This window comes from Luteimonas marina, from assembly GCF_007859325.1.
Taxonomy (GTDB): domain Bacteria; phylum Pseudomonadota; class Gammaproteobacteria; order Xanthomonadales; family Xanthomonadaceae; genus Luteimonas; species Luteimonas marina.
This window is the reverse complement of record NZ_VOHK01000004.1, coordinates 202,817-219,777: the sequence shown is the minus strand read 5'-3', so window position 1 is coordinate 219,777 and position 16,961 is coordinate 202,817. Positions and strand designations below refer to the sequence as shown.

At 68.9% G+C, this 16,961-nt stretch carries 17 protein-coding genes and 1 tRNA gene; 15 read left to right on the top strand and 3 right to left on the bottom strand.

The window, feature by feature from the left end; genetic code table 11:
• The first annotated feature begins 45 nt into the window (after window positions 1-45).
• From FQY83_RS10315 to FQY83_RS10245, 15 genes are all read left to right on the top strand, one after another.
• Window positions 46-345, top strand: a complete 300-nt coding sequence (locus FQY83_RS10315) for a chaperone NapD (protein ID WP_146387681.1) — start codon at window positions 46-48, stop codon at window positions 343-345.
• Window positions 342-2,840 (top strand): periplasmic nitrate reductase subunit alpha, encoded by a 2,499-nt coding sequence (gene napA, locus FQY83_RS10310; RefSeq protein ID WP_146387679.1) that lies wholly within the window; start codon window positions 342-344, stop codon window positions 2,838-2,840. Before FQY83_RS10315 ends, napA begins: the two co-directional genes overlap by 4 nt.
• 1 nt (window position 2,841) lies before the next feature.
• Window positions 2,842-3,357, top strand: coding sequence for a nitrate reductase cytochrome c-type subunit (locus FQY83_RS10305; RefSeq protein ID WP_146387677.1), 516 nt, complete (start codon window positions 2,842-2,844; stop codon window positions 3,355-3,357).
• The gene (locus FQY83_RS10300) at window positions 3,354-3,992 is read left to right on the top strand and encodes a cytochrome c3 family protein (RefSeq protein WP_272952456.1); all 639 of its coding nucleotides are present in this window, start codon (window positions 3,354-3,356) and stop codon (window positions 3,990-3,992) included. Before FQY83_RS10305 ends, FQY83_RS10300 begins: the two co-directional genes overlap by 4 nt.
• A gap of 194 nt (window positions 3,993-4,186) precedes the next feature.
• Complete coding sequence (gene ruvB, locus FQY83_RS10295) at window positions 4,187-5,227, top strand: Holliday junction branch migration DNA helicase RuvB (protein WP_146387675.1); 1,041 nt, start codon at window positions 4,187-4,189, stop codon at window positions 5,225-5,227.
• A gap of 49 nt (window positions 5,228-5,276) precedes the next feature.
• Complete coding sequence (gene ybgC / locus FQY83_RS10290) at window positions 5,277-5,735, top strand: tol-pal system-associated acyl-CoA thioesterase (RefSeq protein WP_146387673.1); 459 nt, start codon at window positions 5,277-5,279, stop codon at window positions 5,733-5,735.
• Window positions 5,732-6,523 (top strand): protein TolQ, encoded by a 792-nt coding sequence (gene tolQ / locus FQY83_RS10285; RefSeq protein WP_146387671.1) that lies wholly within the window; start codon window positions 5,732-5,734, stop codon window positions 6,521-6,523. The genes ybgC and tolQ overlap by 4 nt, the downstream gene beginning before the upstream one ends.
• 13 nt (window positions 6,524-6,536) lie before the next feature.
• On the top strand, window positions 6,537-6,980 hold the full coding sequence (locus tag FQY83_RS10280) for an ExbD/TolR family protein (protein WP_146387669.1): 444 nt from the start codon (window positions 6,537-6,539) through the stop codon (window positions 6,978-6,980).
• The gene (gene tolA / locus FQY83_RS10275) at window positions 6,970-7,947 is read left to right on the top strand and encodes a cell envelope integrity protein TolA (protein ID WP_146387667.1); all 978 of its coding nucleotides are present in this window, start codon (window positions 6,970-6,972) and stop codon (window positions 7,945-7,947) included. Before FQY83_RS10280 ends, tolA begins: the two co-directional genes overlap by 11 nt.
• A gap of 375 nt (window positions 7,948-8,322) precedes the next feature.
• Window positions 8,323-9,642, top strand: a complete 1,320-nt coding sequence (tolB, locus tag FQY83_RS10270) for a Tol-Pal system beta propeller repeat protein TolB (protein ID WP_146387665.1) — start codon at window positions 8,323-8,325, stop codon at window positions 9,640-9,642.
• Between the two features lie 62 nt (window positions 9,643-9,704).
• On the top strand, window positions 9,705-10,232 hold the full coding sequence (pal, locus tag FQY83_RS10265; protein WP_146387663.1) for a peptidoglycan-associated lipoprotein Pal: 528 nt from the start codon (window positions 9,705-9,707) through the stop codon (window positions 10,230-10,232).
• Window positions 10,233-10,312: 80 nt separating this feature from the next.
• Window positions 10,313-11,128 (top strand): tol-pal system protein YbgF, encoded by an 816-nt coding sequence (gene ybgF / locus FQY83_RS10260; RefSeq protein WP_146387661.1) that lies wholly within the window; start codon window positions 10,313-10,315, stop codon window positions 11,126-11,128.
• An 8-nt stretch (window positions 11,129-11,136) separates the two neighbouring features.
• On the top strand, window positions 11,137-11,817 hold the full coding sequence (gene queE, locus FQY83_RS10255) for a 7-carboxy-7-deazaguanine synthase QueE (RefSeq protein WP_146387659.1): 681 nt from the start codon (window positions 11,137-11,139) through the stop codon (window positions 11,815-11,817).
• Window positions 11,818-11,941: 124 nt separating this feature from the next.
• Window positions 11,942-12,610 (top strand): 7-cyano-7-deazaguanine synthase QueC, encoded by a 669-nt coding sequence (gene queC / locus FQY83_RS10250; protein WP_146387657.1) that lies wholly within the window; start codon window positions 11,942-11,944, stop codon window positions 12,608-12,610.
• A gap of 56 nt (window positions 12,611-12,666) precedes the next feature.
• Window positions 12,667-12,742 (top strand) — tRNA-Lys (locus FQY83_RS10245).
• A 132-nt stretch (window positions 12,743-12,874) separates the two neighbouring features.
• On the opposite strand, the gene FQY83_RS10240 is transcribed toward FQY83_RS10245, so the two are convergent.
• The 3 genes from FQY83_RS10240 to FQY83_RS10230 all read right to left on the bottom strand — a co-directional run bounded on the left by FQY83_RS10240 (window position 12,875) and on the right by FQY83_RS10230 (window position 16,924).
• Window positions 12,875-13,438 (bottom strand): manganese efflux pump MntP, encoded by a 564-nt coding sequence (locus tag FQY83_RS10240; protein WP_146387655.1) that lies wholly within the window; start codon window positions 13,436-13,438, stop codon window positions 12,875-12,877.
• A gap of 803 nt (window positions 13,439-14,241) precedes the next feature.
• On the bottom strand, window positions 14,242-16,071 hold the full coding sequence (gene recQ, locus FQY83_RS10235; RefSeq protein ID WP_146387653.1) for a DNA helicase RecQ: 1,830 nt from the start codon (window positions 16,069-16,071) through the stop codon (window positions 14,242-14,244).
• A 259-nt stretch (window positions 16,072-16,330) separates the two neighbouring features.
• Window positions 16,331-16,924 carry a Dps family protein gene (locus FQY83_RS10230; RefSeq protein WP_146387651.1) on the bottom strand — a complete coding sequence of 198 codons (594 nt, stop codon included), beginning with the start codon at window positions 16,922-16,924 and terminating at the stop codon, window positions 16,331-16,333.
• Window positions 16,925-16,961: the final 37 nt, after the last annotated feature.

Here is a 16,961-nt window from a genome sequence, read left to right as displayed (position 1 = left end):
TCGGCGCCATCGCGCCTGCGCCGGCGCCGCGGGGGGAGGCGGCCCATGCCTGATGCCGCACGCGAATGGCACGTCGCCAGCCTGGTGGTGCGCCACCGGCGCGAAGCGCTGTCCGCGCTCGCCGCCGCGATCGGCGGGGCCGACGGCCTCGAACTCGCGATGCAGGACGACACCCGCAGCGTGCTGCTGCAGGAAAGCGACGGCACCGCCGGCCTGATGGCGAGCATCGACCTGCTGCAGGCGGTGCCGGGCGTGCTCTCGGTCAACCTCGTCTACCACCATGTCGAGCCGCAGGCGCGGCCCGGCGACGAACCGGAAAACGGAACACAGGAGCTGCCGCGATGAGCACCAGCCGCCGCGAATTCATCCGCAACAGCGCCATCGCCAGCGCCGCCATCGCCGCGGGACTGCCGCTGCCCGCGCAGGTCGCGGACGTGGTGATGGAGGGCGACAAGGGCCTGAAGTGGAGCAAGGCGCCCTGCCGCTACTGCGGCACCGGCTGCGGCATCAACGTCGCGGTGCGCAGCGGCCGCGTGGTCGCCACCCACGGCGACGTGCATGCCGAGGTCAACCGCGGCCTGAACTGCGTCAAGGGCTACTTCCTGTCGAAGGTGATGTACGGCGCCGACCGCCTGACCACGCCGCTGCTGCGCAAGAAGGACGGCGTCTACGCGAAGGACGGCGACTTCACCCCGGTGAGCTGGGACGAGGCCTTCGACGTGATGGCGGAGAAGTTTCGCGCGGTGCTCAAGGCCAAGGGCGGCGACGGCATCGGCATGTTCGGCTCCGGCCAGTGGACGGTGTGGGAAGGGTATGCGGCCAACAAGCTGATGAAGGCCGGCTTCCGCAGCAACCACATCGACCCCAACGCGCGGCACTGCATGGCGTCCGCGGTCACCGGCTTCATGCGCACCTTCGGCATGGACGAGCCGATGGGCTGCTACGACGACATCGAGGCCGCCGATGCCTTCGTGCTCTGGGGCTCGAACATGGCCGAGATGCACCCGATCCTGTGGACCCGGGTCACCGACCGCCGGCTGTCGAATCCGCACGTCAGGGTTGCGGTGCTGTCGACCTTCGAGCACCGCAGCTTCGACCTGGCCGACATCCCGATGGTGTTCAAGCCGCAGACGGACCTGGTGATCCTGAACTACATCGCCAACCACATCATCAGGTCGGGCAAGGTCAACCGCGACTTCGTCGACAGGTACACGACGTTCAAGCGCGGCAACGACGACATCGGCTACGGCCTGCGCCCCGAGCACCCGCTGCAGGTGGCCGCGAAGAACGCCGACGACGCCAACGGCGGCACGCCGATCGACTTCGACGAGTTCGCGCGCTTCGTCGCGCCGTACACGCTGGACAAGGCGGTGGAGATGACGGGGGTCGAGCGCGGCTGGCTGCAGAAGCTGGCCGAGCTGTACGCCGACCCCAAGGTCAAGGTGATGTCGTTCTGGACGATGGGCTTCAACCAGCACACGCGCGGCACCTGGGCCAACAACATGGTCTACAACATCCACCTGCTGACCGGGAAGATCGCCACGCCGGGCAACAGCCCGTTCTCGCTGACCGGGCAGCCATCCGCCTGCGGCACCGCGCGCGAGGTCGGCACCTTCAGCCATCGCCTGCCGGCGGACATGGTGGTGACCAATCCCGAGCACCGTCACCACGCCGAGGAGATCTGGAAGATCCCGCACGGGATCATCAAGGACAAGATCGGCTACCACGCGGTCGAGCAGAACCGCGCGCTCAAGGACGGCAAGCTCAACGCCTACTGGGTGCAGGTCAACAACAACATGCAGGCGGGCGCGAACCTCCTGGAGGAGGGCTATCCGGGCTACCGCAACCCCGACAACTTCATCGTCGTCTCCGACGCCTATCCCACCGTCACCTGCCAGGCCGCCGACCTGATCCTGCCCTCGGCGATGTGGGTGGAGAAGGAGGGCGCCTACGGCAACGCTGAGCGCCGCACCCATTTCTGGCACCAGCTGGTGGATGCGCCGGGCGAGGCGCGCTCGGACCTGTGGCAGCTGATGGAGTTCTCCAAGCGCTTCACCACCGACGAATGCTGGCCGGCGGAGATCCTCGCCGAACACCCGGAGTTCAAGGGCAAGACCCTGTTCGAGGTGCTCTACCGCAACGGCAAGGTCGACGCCTTCGGCGTGGACGAGATCGAGGAAGGCTACGCCAATCGCGAGGCGGAGGCCTTCGGCTTCTACGTGCAGAAGGGGCTGTTCGAGGAATACGCCGAGTTCGGCCGCGGCCACGCCCACGACCTCGCGCCCTTCGACCGCTATCACCAGGAGCGCGGCCTGCGCTGGCCGGTGGTGGACGGCAAGGAGACGCGCTGGCGCTACCGTGAGGGCAGCGATCCCTACGTCAAGCCCGGCAAGGGCTTCGAGTTCTACGGCAACCCCGACGGCAGGGCGGTGATCTGGGCGCTGCCCTACGAGCCGCCGGCCGAATCGCCGGACGAGGAATACGACCTGTGGCTGGTCACCGGCCGCGTGCTTGAACACTGGCATTCGGGCTCGATGACCATGCGCGTGCCCGAGCTGTACCGCAGCTTCCCGTCGGCGGTGGTGTTCATGCATCCCGACGATGCGCGCGCGCGCGGGCTCAAGCGCGGCGACGAGGTGTCGGTGGCCTCGCGGCGTGGCGCGATGCGCACGCGGGTGGAGACGCGCGGGCGCAACCGGATGCCGCGCGGCGTGATCTTCGTGCCCTGGTTCGACGCCGCGCAGCTGATCAACAAGGTCACGCTCGACGCGACCGATCCGATCTCCAAGCAGACCGACTTCAAGAAATGCGCGGCCAGGGTCGTCGCGGTGGGAGCCTGACATGCGCCGGATCCTCGAGAGCTTCGCCATCGCGCTGATCTTGGTGCTGTCGGCCTGCGGCGGGGGCGAGCCGCCGCCGCAGGTGGTCGCGCCGGCGCCGGAGGTCGGCGCACGCGGCAATCCGGCGCAGGACATCGACAACCTGCGCCGCAACGTGCCGATCACCACCGAGATCACGCCGCTGCCGATGGCCACGGCGGAGAACTTCGACCGCCGCCGCGGCCGCGCCTACCCGATGCAGCCGCCGACCATCCCGCACAGCATCGACGGCTACCAGGTCGACCTGAACTCCAACCGCTGCATGCTCTGCCACGCGCGCAGCAACGCCGCGCAGTTCCAGGCGCCGGAGATCAGCGTCACCCATTACATGGACCGCGACGACCAGTTCCTGGCCGAAGTCTCGCCGCGGCGCTACTTCTGCGTGCAGTGCCACGTGGTGCAGACCGATGCGCAGCCGCTGGTGGCCAACGGCTTCCGGGACATCGACGAGGTGCTGCGCTCGGAGCGCGCGCAGTGAAGCCGGTGCGCCGGGCGGTCGACGTGCTGGGCACGTTCTGGCGGCAGTTCAACACGCCGGCGAAGACGCTGAGCCTGGGCTTCCTGACCCTGGGCGGGTTCATCGCCGGCATCGTGTTCTGGGGCGGCTTCAACACCGCGCTGGAGGCGACCAATACCGAGACCTTCTGCACCAGCTGCCACGAGATGCGCGACAACGTGTTCGAGGAGCTCAAGACCACGATCCACTACAGCAACCGCTCCGGCGTGCGTGCCACCTGCCCGGACTGCCACGTGCCGCACGACTGGACCGACAAGATCGCGCGCAAGATGCAGGCCTCCAAGGAGGTCTGGGGCAAGATCTTCGGCACCATCAACACCCGCGAGAAGTTCCTCGACGAGCGCCTGGTGCTGGCCACGCACGAGTGGACGCGGCTCAAGGCCAACGATTCGCTGGAGTGCCGCAATTGCCACGACTACGACTCGATGGACATCACCCGCCAGGGCGGCCGCGCCGCGCTGGTCCACCGCACCTACCTCGGCACCGGGCAGGCCACCTGCATCGACTGCCACAAGGGCATCGCGCACCGGCTGCCGAACATGGACGGGGTGCCGCAGGGGGTGCAGGCGTTGCCGGCGGGCGCGGCTGGCGAATAGGGCAGGTTTGACAAGTAATGAGATCGTCATCCCGGCGAAAGCCGGGATCCAGCTTTTTCAGCAACTTGTCGGAGAAATGGATTCCGGCTTTCGCCGGGATGACGAGTTGTTCAGAGGTTCTTCGGCGGGGGGAGGCCCGGGGTGGGGGCCTGCCAGCCGATGCACCCACCCAACCGCCATGCGACCATAGCGCGATGGAAGAACACCGCATCATCGCCGCCGGCGCCACCCGCGAGGACGACGCCATCGAGGCCAGCATCCGCCCGAAGCGGCTCGACGAATACCTCGGCCAGCAGCCCGTGCGCGAGCAGATGTCGATCTACATCGAGGCCGCGAAACACCGCTCCGAGGCGCTCGACCACGTCCTGATCTTCGGCCCGCCGGGCCTGGGCAAGACCACGCTCAGCCACGTCATCGCCAACGAGCTCGGCGTGAACCTGCGGACGACCTCCGGCCCGGTGATCGAGAAGGCCGGCGACCTCGCCGCGCTGCTGACCAACCTGCAGCCGCACGACGTGCTGTTCATCGACGAGATCCACCGCCTCTCGCCCGTGGTCGAGGAGGTGCTGTACCCGGCGATGGAGGATTTCCAGCTCGACATCATGATCGGCGAGGGCCCGGCCGCGCGCTCGATCAAGATCGACCTGCCGCCGTTCACCCTGATCGGCGCCACCACCCGCGCCGGCCTGCTGACCGCGCCGCTGCGCGACCGTTTCGGCATCGTGCAGCGGCTGGAGTTCTACAGCGCCGAGGAGCTGGGCCGCATCGTGCGCCGCGCCGCGCGCATCCTCGACATCGACTGCGCCGACGAGGGCGCGATCGAGATCGCGCGCCGCGCGCGCGGCACCCCGCGCATCGCCAACCGCCTGCTGCGCCGGGTGCGCGACTACGCCCAGGTGCGCGCCGGCGGCCGCATCGACCGCGAGGTCGCCGACGCCGCCATGAAGATGCTCAAGGTCGACCCGGAGGGCTTCGACGACCTCGACCGCCGCCTGCTCAACCTGATCATCGAGAACTTCGACGGCGGCCCGGTCGGCGTGGACTCGCTGGCCGCAGCGCTGAGCGAGGAGCGCGGCACGCTCGAGGACGTGATCGAGCCCTACCTGATCCAGCAGGGTTTCCTGGTGCGCACCGCGCGCGGGCGCATGGCGACGGTGAAGGCGTGGCGGCATCTTGGGCTGGCGCCCAAGCGGGATTCGGGATTGGGGATTGGGGATTCGGAGGAGCTGTTCTGATGCCTTCCCGAACCTCGTTTTGTGTCGCAGTGGCCCGGAGGCGGGGCTCTTGACCATCGAATCCCGTCTCCCGAATCCCCAATCCCCTGCGTTCAGCATCCCGACAAGGGTCTACTGGGAAGATACCGATGCCGGTGGCGTGGTCTACCACGCGCAGTACCTGGCGTTCCTTGAGCGCGCGCGCACCGAATGGATGCGTGCGCTGGGGCACGGGCAGGAGGTGCTGCGCACGGAGCACGACCTGGTGTTCGTGGTGCGGGACATGCGGATCGATTTCCGCAGGCCCGCGCGGCTGGACGACGCGCTGCAGGTCACCGTCGCGCTGCGCCAGTGCCGTCGGGCCAGCTTCGTCCTCGCCCAGGAGGTCCTGCGCGACGGTGAGCTGCTGCTCGACGCGCAGGTGCGGTGCGCGGCGCTGGCGGCGTCCACGTTCCGCCCGCGCGCGATCCCCGATGTGCTGTACCAGGACCTGACCCGACTCGTCGAACCCGGAGCCGAAGACGAATGATCCCCCTCGCGATGCTGCTGCAGGCCACCGAAATCGAGCCGCTGCCGGAAGAGGCCGCCGCGACCACGACGACGCTGGCGGACACGGCCAACGCCGCCGCCGCGACCGCCCACGAGGGCATCAACTACATCGACCTGATGCTCAAGGCCAGCCTGCCCGTGCAGCTGATCGTGCTGCTGCTGCTGGCCGGGTCGCTGATCAGCTGGGTGATCATTTTCCGCAAGGCGCGGATCTTCAAGCTCGCCAACCGCGAGGCCGACGAGTTCGAGAACCGGTTCTGGTCCGGCGCCGACCTGGGCAAGCTGTATTCGGCCGCGACCGACCGCAACCGTCGCGTCAGCGGACTGGAGGCGATCTTCGAGGCGGGCTTCCGCGAATACGCCCGGCTGCGCGACAAGCGCGGCTTCGACGGCCGCGCGCAGCTCGAAGGCGCGCAACGCGCGATGCGGGTGAGCTACACGCGCGAGGTCGACCAGCTCGAACGCAACCTCGAACTGCTGGCCAACATCGGCTCCACCGCGCCCTACGTGGGCCTGGTCGGCACCGTGTTCGGCATCATGGTCACGATGCACGACATGCTCAACAGCGGCGAGCAGACCGGCATCGCCGCGGTCGCGCCGGGCATTTCCGAAGCGCTGTTCGCCACCGCCATCGGCCTGTTCGTCGCGATCCCGGCGGTATGGGCGTACAACCGCTTCACCACCCGCGTCGAGCGGCTGTCGGTGCGCTTCGAAAGCTTCTCCGAGGAGTTCAGCACCATCCTGCAGCGCCAGAGCTCGGTCGAGTAGGCGGGGGATTCCGATGGCCGGAGGCATCATCCACCGCAAGCGGCGCAAGCTGAAGTCCGAGATCAACGTCGTGCCCTACATCGACGTGATGCTGGTGCTGCTGATCATCTTCATGGTGACCGCGCCGCTGCTGACGCTGAGCGTGGACGTCAAGCTGCCCTCGTCGCAGGCGCGCGCCACCCAGGATCGCCAGGACCCGGTGATCGTCATCGCCTATCCGGATGGGCGGCTGGGGCTGAAGCTGCCCGGCGACGAGCGGCCGCGCGTGATCGACACCGCGCAGATGGAAACGCTGCTGGCGCCGATCCGCGCGCAGCAGGGCAACGATTTCCGCGTGATGGTCGCCGCGCAGGGCGACGCGCCCTACCAGAACGTGCTCGACGCGATGGACGTCCTGCGCGCCGCGAACGTCAGCAACGTCAGCCTCCTGACGGATTCGGGGAGCAATGCACGCTGAAGCCTTCCAGCGTCCTGCCGCGCCGCAGGACGAAGGCCTGGGCCGCGCGCTGGCCTGGGCCGTCGGCGTGCACCTGCTGGTGGTGGCGATCCTGCTGCTGTCGCCGCTGCTGAGCTGGGACCCGGACCGCATCAGCGTGGCCGGCGCGCCGTCGATGGAAGCGGTGCTGGACGTGTCCAGCAGCGACCAGCGTGCGGTCGAGCGCGCGCTGGCGATCGAACCCGAGCCCTTGCCCGAGCCGATCGTGCCGCCGCTGCCCGAACCCGTGGTGGAGGACGTCGCGCCACCGCCGCAGCCGATCCCCGAGCCGGTGCCGCAGGAGGCGCCGGTCGAACAGCAGCCGACGCCGCAGGAGCGCGTGCCCGAACCTGCCCCGGTCGACCAGGAGGAAGTGCGCCGCGACGCCGAGGCCGAGCGCGCGCGCGTGGAGCGCGAGCAGGAGGAGAAGCGCCGGCAGGAGCAGATCGACCTGACCGAACGTAAGAAGCAGGAAGAGGCCGAGCAGAAGCGCCGGCTGCAGCAACAGCAGCTCGAGAAGATCCGCGCCGAGCGCGAGAAGCTCGAGAGCGAGCAGCGCCGGGCGCAGGAGCGGCTGCAGCAGATCGCCGACCGCGAGGCGCGGCAGGCATCGCAGCAGGCGGCCGCGTCGGCGCCGCCGCCGCCGGGCAACCAGGGCGTCGATACCGGACTCGCGGCGCGCTACGCCGCGGCGCTGCAGGAAGCGATCCTGCGCAACTGGACGCGGCCGGAAACCGTGCCGATCGGCCAGCGTTGCCGGATCGTCATCCGCCAGATCCCGGGCGGCGAGGTGGTGTCGGCCGAGGTCGATCCTTCCTGTCCCTACGACGAACTCGGCCGGCGTTCGGTCGAGGCGGCGGTGCTCAAGGCGCAGCCGCTGCCGTACGCCGGCTTCGAATCGGTGTTCCAGCGGACGCTGATCCTCAACTTCACCGCGCAGGACCGCTAACCGGATCCCGGACCGCGATCCCTCGCATCCCCCGTCATCCCCGCGAAGGCGGGGACCCAGCGTCTTTAAGAAGGTTCTTCTCCGGGGTGAGGGAGCAGCCCGAAAAAAACCTGTCATTTCGACCGCAGGGAGAAATCCTCCTTTCACCTGCAGCGGAGACCGGATTTCTCCCTGCGGTCGAAATGACAGGGAGCCAAGCCCGTCAGAGGCCCGAAGACGCTGGATCCCCGCCTTCGCGGGGATGACGGGTGTTGAGGTGTTGACTTGACCTTCACTCGTGCCCGGCGCCCGCCAAGTCCGCCGCCGTTCATCTTCCCGCGACGATTCGACGCCAAGCTGTCGCCGCCCCAATCCAACCCGTTCCAGGAACCTCCGATGACTTTCGCCAAACGCTGGATGCTCGCCGTGCTCGCGCTGCTGCTGCCGTTCGCCGCGGCCGCGCAGCAGCAGGGACTGGAGATCGATATCATCGGCGGCAACGCTTCGGCGCTGCCGATCGCGGTCGTACCGATGCCCTACCAGGGCTCCGCCGCTGCGCCGCAGACCGACGTCGCATCGGTGGTGCGCGCCGACCTCGAACGCTCCGGCCAGTTCCGCACCCTGCCCGAGCGCGACATGGTCAGCCGCCCGACCACCGGCGCCGAGGTCGACTACCCGGCATGGCGCGCGCTGCGCCAGGACTTCCTCGTCATTGGCCGCGTGGTCGATGCGGCCGAGGGCAGCTACCGGGTCGAGTACGAACTGTTCGACGTCGCCAAGCAGCAGCGCCTGCTCGGGCTGGCGATGACCGCGCGCGCCAACGCCATGCGCGACGTCGCCCACCAGATGGCCGACGCGATCTACGAGAAGATCCTGGGCGTGCGCGGCGCCTTCTGGACCCGCATCGCCTACGTCACCGCGACCGGCACCGGTTCCGGCAGCCGCTACGCGCTGATGGTCGCCGACGCCGACGGCTACAACCCGCAGACGGTGGTGCGCTCGAACGAGCCGCTGCTGTCCCCGGCCTGGAGCCCGGACGGCCGCAAGCTGGCCTATGTCAGCTTCGAGCGTGGCAATTCCTCGATCTACGTCCAGGACATCACCACCGGCGGCCGCGAACTGGTCTCCAGCTTCCGCGGCATCAACAGCGGCCCGGCGTTTTCGCCCGACGGCAGCCGGCTGGCGCTGACGCTCTCGCGCAGCGGCAATCCCGAGATCTACGTGATGAACCTCGGCAGCAAGGCGCTGACCCAGATCACCAACCAGTTCGGCATCGACACCTCCCCGGTATGGAGCCCGGACGGCAACAGCCTCTACTTCACCTCCGACCGCGGCGGCCGCCCGCAGGTCTACCAGGCGCCGGCCTCGGGCGGCGGCGCCACCCGGGTCACGTTCGAGGGCAGCTACAACGCCGACCCGAGCATTTCCTGGGACGGCCAGAAGATCGCCGTGGCCCAGGGCTCGGGCAACACCTACCGGATCGCGGTGATGGACCGCAGCATGGGCTCGCCCCGCTGGTCGACGATTTCCCCCGGTTCTCTGGACGAATCGCCGAGCTTCGCCCCCAATGCCAGCATGATCCTGTATGCGGCGCGTGAAGGACGCAGGGGCGTCCTGTATGCTGTTTCGGCCGATGGTCGCGTCCGTCAGCGCCTCGTCCTCGCGGACGGCGACGTGCGCGAACCGGCCTGGGGTCCTTACCGTTCCCAGCGCTGACATGATCTGCACAGCCAGTCCATCAACCTGAACGTCCGTTTCAACGCCCGAGGATCGACGAGATGAATACCAACAAGACCGCCGTGGTTGGCAAGGTGCTGCTGATCGCGCTGATGTGCGTGGCTGCCGCCGCCTGTTCGAAGAAGGTCAAGGAAACCCCGCCCGAGACCGGCCCGTCCACCGGTGGCGTGACCGACCCCGGTCCGACCACGCCGGGCGCGTATGGCCCGTCCGACCTCGACACCGACGCCTGCCTGCGCCAGCGCGTGGTGTACTTCGACCTCGACCAGGACGCGCTGCGTCCCGAGTTCCAGGCCGCGATGTCCTGCCACGCCAAGTACCTGCGCGACCGCCCGTCGTCCCGCATCACGCTCGAAGGCAACGCCGACGAGCGCGGCAGCCGCGAGTACAACCTCGGCCTGGGTGAGCGCCGCGGCAATGCCGTGTCGTCGGCCCTGCAGGCCAACGGTGGTTCCGGCGCCCAGTTGACCGTGGTCAGCTACGGCGAGGAGCGCCCGACCTGCACCGAGTCCAGCGAGGACTGCTGGGCCCGCAACCGCCGCGTCGAGATCGTCTACACGGCGAAGTAAGCGGCAAGGCGAGTGGGTAGTTGGTGGTTCGCAGTCCGGCCACCAACTACCCGCCACCCACCACCCACCCAAGAATCAAGATGCGCCCGTATCGTCCGTTCCTGCTGCCGCTCGCCGTCGCCACGTGCCTCTTCGCCGCCGTGCCGGCGCAGGCGCAGCGCGCCAGTCTGGCCGATCGCGTGGCCGTGCTCGAACAGCGCGCCGCGGACAACCAGGGCAACGTCGACCTGCTCAACCAGCTGACCCAGCTGCGTTCGGAAGTGCAGGCGCTGCGTTCGCAGATCGAGGAACTGCAGCAGCAGAACGAGCAGCTCAAGTCGACCAGCCGCAGCCAGTACCTCGACCTCGACGGCCGCCTGAACCGGATCGAGGGCGGCGGCACGCTGCCGCCGGCGATCGGAGAAGTCCCGGCCACGTCCTCGACGGCGCCTGCCGCGACGACGCCCGCGCCCCGCGACACGCAGCCGTCGGTCCATGGTGATCCCGGCCTGCTGGCCAACAGCGCCGACGAGCGCGGCGCCTATGAAACCGCCTTCGACGCGCTCAAGGGCGGCCGCTACGCGGAGTCGGCGCAGTTGTTCCAAGGCTTCCTGCAGGCGCATCCCGAAGGCGTCTACGCGCCGAACGCGCGCTACTGGCTGGGCGAGAGCTACTACGTCACCCAGAACTACGAACTCGCGCGCGAGCAGTTCCAGGCGCTGATCGAGCGCTACCCTACCCACGACAAGACCCCGGGCGCCCTGCTCAAGGTCGGCCTGTCGCAGTACGGCCTGCGCGACCTCGACGGCGCCGAGGCGACCCTGTCGAAGGTCGCATCGCAGTTCCCCGGCACCGACGCGGCGCGCACCGCCGAGGATCGCCTGCATGCGATCCAGCTTGCGCGCGTGACGCGCTAGGCATCCACGTGCACGCCGTCGCGCCCGATGCGACCGCCGCATCGACGGCGGATCGGCTCAGGATCACCGAAATCTTCCTCTCGCTGCAGGGCGAAGCCCGCGACGCGGGCTGGCCGACCGTGTTCGTGCGCCTGACCGGCTGCCCGCTGCGCTGCGGCTACTGCGACACCACCTACGCCTTCCACGGTGGCGAATGGTGGAGCATCGACGGCATCCTCGCCGAAGTGGCCAGGCACGGCGTGCGCCACGTCTGCGTGACCGGCGGCGAACCGCTGGCGCAGAAGCGCTGCCTCGGCCTGCTCTCGCGCCTGTGCGATGCCGGCCATGTCGTCTCGCTGGAAACCTCCGGGGCGATCGACATCGCAGGAGTCGATGCGCGCGTCTCGCGCGTGCTCGACGTCAAGACCCCGGCCTCCGGCGAGGTCGCGCGCAACCGCTGGGAGAACATCCCGCTGCTGACCCCGCACGACCAGGTCAAGTTCGTCGTCTGCAGCCGCGCCGACTACGAATGGGCGCGCGAGGTGGTGCACGCGCGCGCGCTGCACGCGCGCTGCGACGTGCTGTTCTCGCCGAGCAAGTCGGAGCTGTCGCCGACCGACCTGGCCGACTGGATCGTCGCCGACCGCCTGCCGGTCAAGTTCCAGATGCAGCTGCACAAGCTGCTGTGGAACGACGAGCCCGGGCGCTAGGGAAGCCGTAATTGGTGATTGGTGATTGGTGGTTCGGAAAGGCAGGAGTCGTTGCTTTCCCGAATCACCAATCACGAATCACGAATCACCAATCACGAATCACGAATCACGAATCACGAATCCCATGAAAAAAGCAGTCGTCCTCGTCTCCGGCGGCATGGATTCCGCTGTCGTCCTCGCGATCGCGCGCGAGCAGGGCTTTGCGGTACATGCGCTGAGCGTGAGCTACGGCCAGCGCCACACCTCCGAGCTGGAGGCCGCCGACCGCGTCTCGCGGACGCTGGGCGCGCTCGAGCACAAGACCGTGCAGGTCGACCTGCGCGCGTTCGGCGGCTCCGCGCTCACCGACGACATCGACGTGCCCGAGGCCGGCGGCCCCGGCATCCCCGTGACCTACGTGCCCGCGCGCAACAGCATCATGCTGTCGCTCGCGCTCGGCTGGGCCGAGGTGCTGGGCGCGAACGACCTGTTCTGCGGCGTCAACGCCGTCGACTATTCCGGCTACCCCGACTGTCGCCCCGAGTTCATCGAAGCATTCGAACGCCTCGCCAACCTCGCGACCAGGGCCGGCGTGGAAGGCGCGGGCATCCGCGTGCACGCGCCCCTGCTGCGCATGGGCAAGGCGGACATCGTGCGCGAAGGGCAGCGCCTGGGCGTCGATTTCGCCGCGACCGTCTCGTGCTACCGCGCCGATGCCGACGGACGCGCCTGCGGCCATTGCGACGCCTGCAGGCTCCGCGCCGATGGCTTCGTCGCGGCCGGAATCGCCGACCCGACGCGCTACGTGGCCTGATGGCGATGCGATAGAATGCGCATCCGGCTTTCCCCGGTGCAAGGCCGGGGGACCTCGGGCCGTTAGCTCAGTCGGTAGAGCATCGGACTTTTAATCCGCTGGTCGATGGTTCGAATCCATCACGGCCCACCAGTTCTGCGGGACACCCGGCTTCGGCCGGGTGTTTTCGTTTCCGGGTCTTTCGTCGCAGCGCGTTCCGGAACCACGTGGACGGGAAAGTCCGATGCGTGCGGTTCGAATCCATCACGGTTTCCGGCGATGCGGTCATGCGAAGACGTGCTCGTAGACGATCAGCGCGCCGACGAGGATCAGGATCACGCCGCCGGCGATCTCCGCGCGCTTTCCGATCAGCTGGCCCAGTGCGCGGCCCGCCATCACGCCCGCGGTCACCATGGTGAAGGTGCACAGGCCGATCACCGCGGCAACCAGGAGGATGTTCACGTCCACGAAGGCCAGGCCCACGCCGACCGCCAACGCGTCGATGCTGGTGGCCAGGCCCGCCACCGCGATCGACCAGAGCCCGTTCCCGGGCGCGGCTTCGGTGGCCTCCTCGCCCTGGCGCAGCGCCTTGAAGATCATGTGCAGCCCGAGCAGGGCCAGCAGCGCGAATGCGATCCAGTGGTCCCAGTCCTCGATCGCGCGCGAGGCCACCGAACCGAGCAGCCAGCCGATGACCGGCGTGATCGCCTCGACGCTGCCGAAGACCAGCCCGGTGCGCAGTGCATCCGGCCAGCGTGGACGCGACATCGCCGCCCCCTTGCCGATCGCCGCGGCGAAGGCGTCGGTGGACATGGCGAGACCGAGGAAGAGGATCGACAGGAAGGGCATGGGGGGCTGACTGGCTGGCCGGTATCGGGACGCGACAGGCCCATGCGCGCGCCCGGCGGGAAGCGCGTGCATGGCCCATGGTCTCGCCAACCGTCAGGTCGCTTCCGCCACGGCCGGTTCAGGCCAGGTCTGTTGGCGGAAGGGCATCCGGAGATCCGGATGCAGGCTACTCCCCAGAGGGGTATCGGGCGCGGTGGATGCGGCCCGTGTCGTGATTGTACCGGTGAGCCCGGAAGGCTGCTTGCGTCGGGCGCGGGGAAGGGAAGGGACCCCTGCCAGCGGCATCCGTGTTCCAGCTACGGGGATTCCGGCAGCAGAAGGGTTGCCCGGGTGCCCGGAAGGAGCGGACCGCTCGCCCGCAGGTGGGGTGTTTCCGAAGGCGTGGCCTCGGCTCCGGTCGACGGTTTCAGCCAGGCCGGATGGTCAACACTCGCCCAAAGTTGGGGGGTGTTTCCCAAGAAGAGGGGCGGGATATGTCAGAATGTGACGGAGATCGGCGTAAAACGTGATTCTGTTCATGAGTCGGCCGTGCTCGACTGGACCGCCCAGAGTTTCATAGACACTCACCGGCCGCTTTGCGCGTAGCGCCTTTCGAACTCTACCGGTGAGACGTCGCCGGCGGACCCGCGGGCGCGTGCCCGGGTTCCGGGCTTACCGTGGGTGCGCTGACGTCCGCAGGTGGCCTTGTCCTGGGAACGCTGCAACCGGGCGCTTCGCTGACGCTGCAGTTCACCTGCAACGTGCTGTAGCCGCGGGGATATTCCAGCGGTGTGGCGTCCTGTCCTGCAGCGGGCCGGCCGCGGCTACGGCGCGGTGACCTCCGTCTCGTCAGCATTCCGCAGGACCTCGAGCACCACGTCGGCATAGCGCTCGAGCTTGGCGGCGCCGATGCCCTCGACGCGGGCCAGTGCGTCGCGATCGTCCGGGCGATCGCGTGCGATCGCGCGCAGCGTGCTGTCGTGGAAGACCACGTAGGCGGGCACGTTCTGCTCGCGCGCCAGGCGCGCGCGCATCTCGCGCAGGGCTTCGAACAGGGGCAGGTCGGCGGGCGCGAGTTCGATCGCCGGGGCCGTGGCGCGGCCTGAGGCGCTGCGTTCGCGCTCGCGTTTGCCGGCCACCCTGCGCAGCATCACCGTCTGCTCGCCCTTGAGCACGGCGCGGCTGGCCTCGGCCAGGCGCAGGCCACCGTAGCCCTCGGTGTCCACGTCCAGCAGGCCATGGGCGACCAGCTGGCGGAAGACGCCGCGCCAGGTGCGCGCGTCGAGGTCGGCGCCGACGCCGTGCACGCCGAGACGGTCGTGGCCGAACTGGTGGATGCGCTCGCTTTCGCCGCCGCGCAGGACGTCGATCAGGTGCGCGGCGCCGAAGCGCTGGCCGGTGCGGTAGACGCAGCTCAGCGCCTTGCGCGCGGCCTCGGTGGCGTCCCAGGCCTCGGGCGGCTGCAGGCAGTTGTCGCAGTTGCCGCAGGATTGCGGGTAGTCCTCGCCGAAGTTCGCCAGCAGCACCTGCCGGCGGCAGCGCATCGATTCGCAGTAGCCGACCAGCGCGTCGAGCTTGCGATGCTCCAGGCGCTTGCGCTCGGGACCGGAGTCGGACTGTTCGATCATCTGCCGCAGCAGCACCAGGTCGCCGAGGCCGTAGCACATCCAGGCTTCCGACGGCTCGCCGTCGCGCCCGGCGCGGCCGGTTTCCTGGTAGTAGCCTTCGATCGACTTGGGCAGGTCCATGTGTGCGACGAAGCGCACGTCGGGCTTGTCGATGCCCATGCCGAAGGCGATGGTGGCGACGATCACCACGCCGTCGTCGCGCAGGAAGCGCCGCTGGTTGGACGCGCGCGCGTCCGCGGCCATGCCGGCGTGGTAGGGCAGGGCGTCGATGCCGTGGCCGGCGAGGAATTCGGCGGTCTCCTCGACCTTGCGCCGCGACAGGCAGTACACGATCCCGGCCTGCCCGCGGTGCGCCTGCAGGAAGTCGAGCAGCTGGCGCCTGGCGTTCTCCTTCTGCACCACGGTGTAGCGGATGTTGGGGCGGTCGAAGGAATTGACGAAGCGCTGCGCGTCCTGCAGCTGCAGGCGCTCGGCGATCTCGCGCTGGGTAGGCGGGTCGGCGGTCGCGGTCAGGGCGATGCGCGGCACGCCGGGCCAGCGCTCGTGCAGGATCGTCAGCTCGCGGTATTCGGGGCGGAAGTCGTGGCCCCACTGCGAGACGCAGTGGGCTTCGTCGATCGCGAACAGGGCGACCGGCGCGCGGTCGAGCAGGGACAGGAAGCGCGGCGTGAGCAGGCGCTCCGGGGCGACGTAGAGCAGGTCGAGTTCGCCGGCGAGCAGCTGCTGTTCCACCGTCCGCGCCGCGTCCGCGTCGAGGGTGGAGTTCAGGCAGGCGGCGCGCACGTCGAGCTGGCGCAGGGCGTCGACCTGGTCCTGCATCAGCGCGATCAGGGGCGAGACCACGATCGCGACGCCGTCGCGCAGCAGCGCCGGCAGCTGGTAGCACAGCGACTTGCCGCCGCCGGTGGGCATCAGCACCAGCGCGTCGTTGCCTTCGGCGACGTGGTGGACGATGGCGGCCTGCTCGCCGCGGAACGCGGCGTGGCCGAACACCTGCTGGAGCAGCGCTTCGGGGGTTGCCTTCATGTGCTCAGGATACCGTCGCGGGCGAGGGCGGCTGTAGGGAAACCGCCTTGCGCGGGATCGGCGGATACCGGCAGCTGCCGGTTCGGGGCGGTCCGATGTGCCGGGTTCCTCGCGATTCGTCATCCCGGCGAAAGCCGGGATCCATTGGCGGTTGCCTTCACCGTCGCGGGCAGGGACAGGATCAAAATGGATCCCGGCTTTCGCCGGGATGACGATGCCGGGGGGAGGTTTTCCCGGCCCCGGCCCTCGGTCCCGAGTCCTACTGCAGCAGCGAGCGCAGCATCCAGGCGTACTTCTCGTGGGTCTGCAGGCGCTGCGTGGCGAGGTCCTCGGTGGGCGCGTCGTCGGCGTCGTCGGCCACGTCCAGCACCTTGCGCGCGGTGCGGCAAACCGCTTCGTTGCCGACGACCAGCTGGCGCACCATCTCGCGCCAGTCGGGCGCTTCGGTGGCGCCGGGCTCTTCCTTGATCGAGGACAGCTTGACGAACTCCGCGTACGACCCGGGCGCGTTGTAGCCCAGCGCGCGGATGCGTTCGGCGATCTCGTCGAGCGCAGTCCACTGCTCGGTGTACTGCGCCTCGAACATGTTGTGCAGGGCGTTGAACATCGAGCCGGTGACGTTCCAGTGGAAGTTGTGGGTCTTCAGGTACAGGGTGTAGCTGTCGGCCAGGAACTTCGACAGCTCCTTCGCGATCTGCTTGCGATCCTTGTCGGAGATGCCGATGTCGATCGCGGGACCGCCGTCGCGGGCCGCGGGCGAGGCGACGGGGGTGATGGTCAGGGCGGGCTTGGCGTCCTTCGACGGCTTGGCCGCCCTGGCGGTTTTCGCGGGCTTGGTCTTGGTCTTCGACATGGGGGACCTCGGGTCGGTTGGTTTTGGCGACAATAGG

Bases quoted from the DNA above. Each gene is read 5' to 3' on its own strand.
- ruvB (WP_146387675.1), top strand. From the start codon at position 4,187: ATGGAAGAACACCGCATCATCGCCGCCGGCGCCACCCGCGAGGACGAC.
- tolB (WP_146387665.1), top strand. From the start codon at position 8,323: ATGACTTTCGCCAAACGCTGGATGCTCGCCGTGCTCGCGCTGCTGCTG.
- pal (WP_146387663.1), top strand. From the start codon at position 9,705: ATGAATACCAACAAGACCGCCGTGGTTGGCAAGGTGCTGCTGATCGCG.
- recQ (WP_146387653.1), bottom strand. From the start codon at position 16,071: ATGAAGGCAACCCCCGAAGCGCTGCTCCAGCAGGTGTTCGGCCACGCC.
- tolQ (WP_146387671.1), top strand. From the start codon at position 5,732: ATGATCCCCCTCGCGATGCTGCTGCAGGCCACCGAAATCGAGCCGCTG.
- napA (WP_146387679.1), top strand. From the start codon at position 342: ATGAGCACCAGCCGCCGCGAATTCATCCGCAACAGCGCCATCGCCAGC.
- ybgF (WP_146387661.1), top strand. From the start codon at position 10,313: ATGCGCCCGTATCGTCCGTTCCTGCTGCCGCTCGCCGTCGCCACGTGC.
- FQY83_RS10315 (WP_146387681.1), top strand. From the start codon at position 46: ATGCCTGATGCCGCACGCGAATGGCACGTCGCCAGCCTGGTGGTGCGC.
- FQY83_RS10280 (WP_146387669.1), top strand. From the start codon at position 6,537: ATGGCCGGAGGCATCATCCACCGCAAGCGGCGCAAGCTGAAGTCCGAG.
- FQY83_RS10230 (WP_146387651.1), bottom strand. From the start codon at position 16,924: ATGTCGAAGACCAAGACCAAGCCCGCGAAAACCGCCAGGGCGGCCAAG.
- queC (WP_146387657.1), top strand. From the start codon at position 11,942: ATGAAAAAAGCAGTCGTCCTCGTCTCCGGCGGCATGGATTCCGCTGTC.
- tolA (WP_146387667.1), top strand. From the start codon at position 6,970: ATGCACGCTGAAGCCTTCCAGCGTCCTGCCGCGCCGCAGGACGAAGGC.
- FQY83_RS10240 (WP_146387655.1), bottom strand. From the start codon at position 13,438: ATGCCCTTCCTGTCGATCCTCTTCCTCGGTCTCGCCATGTCCACCGAC.
- FQY83_RS10305 (WP_146387677.1), top strand. From the start codon at position 2,842: ATGCGCCGGATCCTCGAGAGCTTCGCCATCGCGCTGATCTTGGTGCTG.